Raw genomic sequence first — 6,846 nt, 5'->3', positions numbered from 1 at the left:
TGTCCGCGTACCCCTTTGTATGTCGTGAGGGGTACGCGTAGACGTGTCGTTCTGGCCGTACCGGGTCAGGCCACCTGCTCGTTCTCCTGGAGGGCGGCGAGGCGGTTGCGGAGCCGGTAGCTGGAGCCGTTGATCGTGATGACCTCGCAGTGGTGAAGGAGCCGGTCAAGGATGGCTGTTGCCAGTACCTCATCTCCGAACACCTGTCCCCATTCTCCGAAGCTCTTGTTCGAGGTGAGGATGATCGAGCCCTTCTCGTAGCGCTTCGAGATCAGCTGGAAGACCAGGTTGGCCTCGGCGCGGTCCAGGGGCTGGTAGCCGATCTCGTCCACGACCAAAACGTTCGGGCGGGTGTAGGTGCGCAGGGTGCCGGCGAGGCGGCCGATGGTGTCGGCGCTCTTGAGCTTGCGGACCATGTCGTCCAGCGTCGTGAAGTAGACGGAGAACCCGGCTCGGCAGGCGGCGACCGCGAGGGCGACTGCGATATGCGTCTTGCCCACCCCGGGTGGGCCGAGCAGGGCGGCGTTGCCCTTGTCCTCCACGAAGGACAGCGAGGCGAGGTCTTTGACCCGGCGGGGGTCGAGCTCAGGCTGGAAGGAAAAGTCGAAGTCGTCCAGCGTCTTGTGGTGCGGCAGCTTGGACAGCCGCAGCGCGCTGCGGAAGCGGCGCTCGTCGCGGTGGGCGGCCTCCTCGTCGAGGACCAGGTCGAGGAAGTCGAGGTAGCCCATGGAGGCTTCCTCGGCGCGGCGGGCGAAGGCGTCGAGCTGTTCGGGCAGGTGAGTCAGGCCGAGCCGCTGGGCGGTGGCACGGATGCGGGTGGTGACCAGTTCGTTCAACGGTCTTCCTCAACGGCTCGCAGACGGGCGGGAGATGGGGCGGGGTGGGCGTGGGCGAGTTGTTCGTAGAGTGAGAGCGGGCGGCGCTCGACCGCGACAGCCGCGGCAGCGTTGCGGGTCAGCAGCGCCTGCAAAGGGCCTGTGACCGGGGTGGGAGCGGAGCGGTGCAGGGGCACGACGGTGCCGCCCGCCGGCTCGGAGTCTTCGTGGCTGATGGTGACGGCGCGGGTGTGGCCGTCGGGCAGGCCGTCCCAGTGCGCCTCGTCAACGACGCGCTGGCGGGGACGGCAGGCGCGGGGGTGCTCGGCGAGGAGGTCGCGTTTGAGCCCGTCCGGGCCGACGGCGTGAAGGGTGACACTGTCTGCGGTGGCGCGGACCTCGACGAGCTGGCGGAAAGCGACCTTGCGGGCGGGCACCGAGTACAGGCTGCCGTTGAAGGAGACCAGGCAGTCCTTGCCGACGTGGCGCCACTCTCGGTGGGCGGGCAGGTAGTCGGTGGCCGGCAGCGGCTTGAGGGCGGCGTGGTCGCGGCGGGCGCGGAAGCCGATGATCTCGCCGTGGGTGGCGTGCACCCGGGCGCGGCGCAGCGGCACCCAGGCCAGGAACGCGGCGTCCAGTTCTTCGATCGAGGAGAAGGAGCGGCCGGCCAGCACGTGGTCGCGCACGATCCGCACTTGCCGCTCCACCCGGCCCTTGCCGGTGGGCCGGTAGGCGGCCAGCACGTCCGGTTCGAAGTCGTAGTGCCCGGCGAAGGCAACGGCCTCCGGATGCAGGGGGACTGCCTTGCCCGGCGCGACGTGGCGACGGACCACGGTCTTGGTGCGGTCGTAGACGATCGTCGCGGGCACCCCGCCGAAGTGCGCGAACGCGGCCCGGTGGCAGGCGAAGAAGGTCTCGATGTCCTGACTGGTGGTGAAGCAGCAGAACGGGTCGCGGGAGTACGACAAGGTCATGTGGAAGGAGTAGACCTTCTCGATGCCCATGTGGGCGAGGACCTTGCCCTCGTCGCCCCAGTCGACCTGAGCCTGGCTGCCTGGGATCACTTCGAAGCGGCGGTGCAGCCGTCGCATCTCGTCCACGGACATGCCCAGCTCGGCCGCGATCCGGGGGCGGGCCTCCTGCAAGTACAGCTTGACGCGCTGGTAGCTGCCGGTGAAGCCGTACTCGGCCACCAGCCGCTCGTGCACCACCGTGCCTTTGATCAGCAGCTCGGCCCGGAGCATCGCATCGATGACCGCAGCGAACTGACGGACCATCTGAGCCTTCTGACGTACCGGCCGCGCGGCCGCCTTCGGCGGCCCGTCCTCCACACCGTCGGCCAGGTACTTCTTCACCGTCCGCCAGTCCAGACCGGTCTCCCGGGCGATCTCCGCCAGTGTCGCCCCGGCCTCCAGCAGACCACGCCACCGACGCAACTCCAGCCAGCGTTCCGCATCCAGAACCATCCGGCACCCCGCAGCACAACCGACGCCATCAACGCCGCCGAGCCTGGCCGAGACACCTCACTGACGCGACCGACACGTGCACACAGACCTACACATCTACCCGTACGCACTCATGCACATCTCGTCGTACCGCGACAAGCATATACAGCTCCGGCAACAGCTCAACGATCTCCATACGAACAACCTAGGCACCGTCGAAGCCGTGCACTTGCCGCTTCGCCTTCAGCAGATAACAACGTGCCCGGTCACAAGCTACGTTGGCAACCTCCAACTGGGGCCAGCCCGGTCCGGAACCCGGGGCCAGTCCAAGCCGGAACTTCACCCCTCCAGCCCTCGACCCGGGGCCAGTTCGGACCGAAAAAGTGGGGCCACTTCAGAGCGTTAATGCCAGTCGGGCTCCTGGCCTCCGTCACTGCGGGCAGCTCGTCGGCAAAGACTGTCAGTGGCGAGTGATACACATACCACTGGCCATCGTGAATCAGGCAGGTAGAATTGATTCAGAAGGAGGTGCTACGTGGATCTTAAGCTTGTGGGGGAGCGGATCCGCCGCGAGCGTGAACGTGCTGGGCTCAGTCAGCGCGACCTCGCTGCTCGCGCTCACCTCTCCCAGCCAACCTTGACGCGCATCGAAAATGGTGCCCGCGCCAACGTGACGCTCGCTGAGCTGGATCGCCTCGCAGTTGCCCTGGACATCCCTGTGCGGCTGTTGACCAGCGGAAATCCTGTGCGCAGGAGAGTGCGTATCGCGGCGAGGGTCAACGACGTGGTGACTGAGGAGCGCGAAGAGGCCCTGCGGCACACCCTTGAAGTGCTTGAGCTGGATGCTCGCCTGGACAAGCTAGGGCCCGCCGCAACCCAGCAGCGCAAGCCGGATGGTTTCTTGCCCGTGCCGGATGAGCGCTTGCCGCGGGAGCAGCAGGCGAAGGAACTGGCGCAGCGCGTTCGGACGGCCCTTAACCTCGGTAGTGCGCCCATCGCTGACGTGGATGAGCTGATCGAGCAACTCACCGGCGTGGACACAGCAGTGCTGCAGCTACCCAAGACGACGGACGGATTCACCGCCACAGATCCAGAGCGTGAGACCACGCTCATCGCTGTGCGTGCCTGCGACGTCCCAGAACGTCAGCGGTTCAGCTTCGCTCACGAGCTTGGGCACCTGCTGTGGAACGACGGTGCCCAAGTGCATGAGCTGGATGACGGACGAACGCCTGGGGAGCGGCGATGTGACGCTTTTGCCCGCCACCTCTTGGCGCCGGAGGAAGGAATTAAAACATGGCTATCCGCCGCGAGGCTGTCTGAAAATTGCAGTATAAACGAACGTACGGTAGCGCTCCTGGCGCGCCACTTCCGGGTCAGCTTCGTCGTGATTCTCATTCAGCTTGAATTGATGTCGCTGATCACGGAAAGTCAGAAAAAGGGGCTTCGCGGGCCGACCGGTGCCCAGCTGGCACAGCGGTATGGCTGGGGGCCGGCATACAAACAAGAACAACAGGCTGCCGAAGCGGTAAGGGCTCCTCGGCGTATCCTGGAGCGCGCTGTCGAAGCGTACCGTCGGAATATGATTGGAGTCCGCGCTCTAGCTATGCTTGAAGGGCGCCGTCCGGAAGAAGTCGAAGCCGGACTCAGGGAAGCTGACATAGTTCCCAACCCTCCGAGCCTAAAGCGCGCTAATCTCTCGCGGTTGGTCGCCCGCGGCTTGGCGAAGGACTAGTAGAGTAGTCCTGACGGAGGCGTCGAAGGGGTGGGGCTTGCCCGAGGAGCGGATAGAGGCATCCGGTGAGGACGCTTCGCTGGAGCAACAGGAACCGGTCTGTATTCTGGACGCGGTCATCTGTGTGCACTTCGTTGGCGCAAACCTCCAGCGCCTCCTGGTGGACGTCCTGCAGAAGGCCGATCTCGTGCTCCTCGTACCGCAAGAAGTCTGCGACGAAGTCGCACGTAAAGACCGGAAGTACAAGGGGATCAAGCTCAGGTGGGCCCGCTTCACGAACAGTAACTGCGTCAAGGTGCTGCCGGCGCTCCAAGCCCAGTCGGCACCCGAGCGTGTGGTTGAGGTCTTCGTGGAGGTGCGAGGTCGTCAACTCGAAGATGCACTGCGGGAGTCGAAGGATCTTGGCGAAGCAGTCGTCGTAGCTCACGGAGTGCACTACCAGGATCAGGGTCACGAGGTCCTGGTCGCCATCGATGACCAGGGCGGCCAGGCCCTCGCGGCAGACCGTGATCTCCAGATCATCACCGTGGAGGATGTTCTGGAAATGGCTGTCGAATTCGGAAAATTCTCCACCGAGGGGGAGCTCAAGAAGATCTACGAAAAGCTTCGTAAATTCGGTGATGGGTTGCCGCCCTACGGGTACACATCGCTTTCCGTTCGTTTCAAGGAGTGGCTGGCCCGTAAGACGGAGGGGTAGTGGCACCCTCGGTCCCACTCTGTTACTCGCTTCATTGCAGCGGGAGAGTTACTCCCTCCCGATCGCCTCATGAACTTGCCGGACATGTGACGGGTGATTAGTCCAACTGAGGGCCAGGGTGAGCCACCGATTTTCCGGATGCCTCCCTAACCCGGGGGGACGCTCAGGACTCGTCGGCTGCGACCTTCCAGGCTTGTGATCTTCGGTGAGGTTCGGTTGTCAGTGGGCGTCAGTACGATCTCAGGAGACGAGCCGCATGCCCTTCGTGATCAAGGAGTATGCGGGCGGTCGAGACTGCAGTACCGCGTTTCGGTAAGGGGCAGTACATGGCTTTCGACACGAGGTTGATTCAGACAGCAGTCCTGGGTGGTCCCGACTCATACGAGCCGGTGATCTGTCCGGAGGACCCGATCGAGCTGGACGTCTTTAAGGAGGAGATGCAAGGGGTCACATTCTGGTGCAGCCCCTTGTTGGGGGGATGCGGTCGGCAGCTGGGGACACGGAGATGCGTAACCCGCGCGTCCCACTTTTTCCATCTTCACGATCCGGAGGGTGTGCAGTCTGACTGCAGTCGGCGTGCAAGGGGCGGAGGTATCGGCAGCGCTGATCACCTCTTCATCAAGAGCGCGATGCAGAGGATGTTCCACCGCCAGGGACTGGAGCCGCGGTACCGGTTTGTAAGCCATGATGACGCGCCGGTCGGCTCGGTGGTGGACATCGAGCTGAACGGGCACAAACTACGCGTTCACATGAACAAGGACGTCCCCATCGATTGGGAAGCGGTGGGGGCTGGTGCACTCATCCTGGGGCCCGGTGTCCAGATCAGCGACGACCTGCTGCAGGTGCTGCGGTATGTCAACCGCGTGAAGTTCAAGAGCGAAGGCCGTCGACGGATCATGGTCATCGGCACGCAAGTCGCAGGGGAAGCCACGACCTGGGGCATCGATCCGTCAGACTGCAGAATTGCAGAGGATGGATGGCTCGTCACACCCGTTGTAGAACGCATCTGGAACGCCGAGGGCCACGACCCTGCGCGGCTGCAGGACGCGTTTAGGAGAGTAGCCGGTGAAACGGCATCCGACGCTTCGCGGCAGATCGGGGAACTGATCCGCCTGATCAAGATGGACATGCATGCTGGGCTGACAGGCTCGGTGCAGAGCCTTTGTGAACAGGCCGAGCAAGAGATCAGTAGATGCAGCGGTGCTGCACTCAGCCGACTGAACGCGGTGCTAGCGGAGGCCCACGACTGGCTCAACGGACAGGACCGTGATCGGCAACGCCTCTTCAACCGCCTCGGCAAGGCCCAGCGGAACCGCGACGTTACCCAGACACGTGCTCTGGTCGCCCGGGCGGAGAAGCTCCTCAAGCGGGGCACGCCTCCCTCACAGGCAGAACAGGACATCCTGGCGGCCGCGAAGCGAATGATCTCTACGCCTGCTCCGGTGCCAACACCCAGGCCTCCGATTCCGCCCCTCACCATCAACGTCCCGCCACAACCCCAGCCCGAGCTGCAGCCCCCGGTGGCCCGCCCACGGCAAAAGCAGCGGGCTGAGCGCGAAGACCTGACGAAAGCCAAGGAAATTATCGTTCGTCTGCGCAGCAGGAGACTGTCTGACAAGGAACGGCTGGACATCCTTACCCGGCTGGTCTCGTTGGAGGAGACCGTCGGCCACCGTTTCTCCGTCCGAGAGCGACACGACATACAGCGGTGGAAGAGGAAGTTTCCCTCCCTACGCGGTAGTGCCGCAGTCCCAGCCGTGACTGACAGTGACGCGACGGGAGGCTCTGCCGAGACGGAGTGAAACTGCACCTGCTCAGGGAAGGATTTGCCCTTCGCTCTTCTCCGGAGCGAGGTAAAGGACGATGCCCGTGATGGCTGGGAGCGGTCATCTTTGGCCGGCAGTGTCTCTCGCCGACGGCTCAATGTGACCAAGCCAGGCGCTCGTCGTCCAGTCGGCATCGTGACCGCGGCCTCCGTGCGCAAGAGACATGCTGCGCAACCACGTCGACCAGGCCGCAGGAACGGCACCCGAGAAGGCTGGTCAGAAGACTTCTGCCTCTCGCGGCTTGAGGTCTCTCGGCAACGGGTGAAACGGGTTCTGGCTCACTTTTGGTGCTGAAGTGACGGAGGGTCACTGTTGGTGTCGGCAACGGCCC

5 protein-coding genes are annotated in these 6,846 nt (G+C 64.1%); 3 read left to right on the top strand and 2 right to left on the bottom strand.

Annotation, left to right across the window (positions count from 1 at the left end; translation table 11 throughout):
• Window positions 1-65: 65 nt before the first annotated feature.
• Window positions 66-836 carry an IS21-like element helper ATPase IstB gene (gene istB / locus GFH49_RS09305; RefSeq protein WP_155055342.1) on the bottom strand — a complete coding sequence of 257 codons (771 nt, stop codon included), beginning with the start codon at window positions 834-836 and terminating at the stop codon, window positions 66-68.
• Window positions 833-2,281, bottom strand: a complete 1,449-nt coding sequence (gene istA / locus GFH49_RS09300) for an IS21 family transposase (RefSeq protein WP_155055341.1) — start codon at window positions 2,279-2,281, stop codon at window positions 833-835. Before istA ends, istB begins: the two co-directional genes overlap by 4 nt.
• A 514-nt stretch (window positions 2,282-2,795) precedes the next feature.
• On the opposite strand from istA, the gene relB reads away from it, so the two are divergent.
• The 3 genes from relB (at window position 2,796) to GFH49_RS09285 (ending at window position 6,491) form a co-directional block, all read left to right on the top strand.
• Window positions 2,796-3,992, top strand: coding sequence for a type II toxin-antitoxin system RelB family anti-toxin (relB, locus tag GFH49_RS09295; protein WP_155055340.1), 1,197 nt, complete (start codon window positions 2,796-2,798; stop codon window positions 3,990-3,992).
• A 37-nt stretch (window positions 3,993-4,029) separates the two neighbouring features.
• Entirely contained in the window at window positions 4,030-4,689 is a 660-nt protein-coding gene (locus tag GFH49_RS09290) for a PIN domain-containing protein (RefSeq protein ID WP_155055339.1), read from the top strand.
• Window positions 4,690-5,015: 326 nt separating this feature from the next.
• Window positions 5,016-6,491, top strand: a complete 1,476-nt coding sequence (locus GFH49_RS09285) for a hypothetical protein (protein WP_155055338.1) — start codon at window positions 5,016-5,018, stop codon at window positions 6,489-6,491.
• Window positions 6,492-6,846: the final 355 nt, after the last annotated feature.

This window comes from Streptomyces blattellae, from assembly GCF_009709555.1.
In the GTDB taxonomy this organism is placed as follows: domain Bacteria; phylum Actinomycetota; class Actinomycetes; order Streptomycetales; family Streptomycetaceae; genus Streptomyces; species Streptomyces blattellae.
Note: the sequence above shows the minus strand (reverse complement) of the source record. Positions and strands in the feature narration are given on the sequence as shown.

Excerpts from the sequence above, each read along its gene's own strand:
- istA (WP_155055341.1), bottom strand. The coding sequence starts at position 2,281 with ATGGTTCTGGATGCGGAACGCTGGCTGGAGTTGCGTCGGTGGCGTGGT.
- GFH49_RS09285 (WP_155055338.1), top strand. The coding sequence starts at position 5,016 with ATGGCTTTCGACACGAGGTTGATTCAGACAGCAGTCCTGGGTGGTCCC.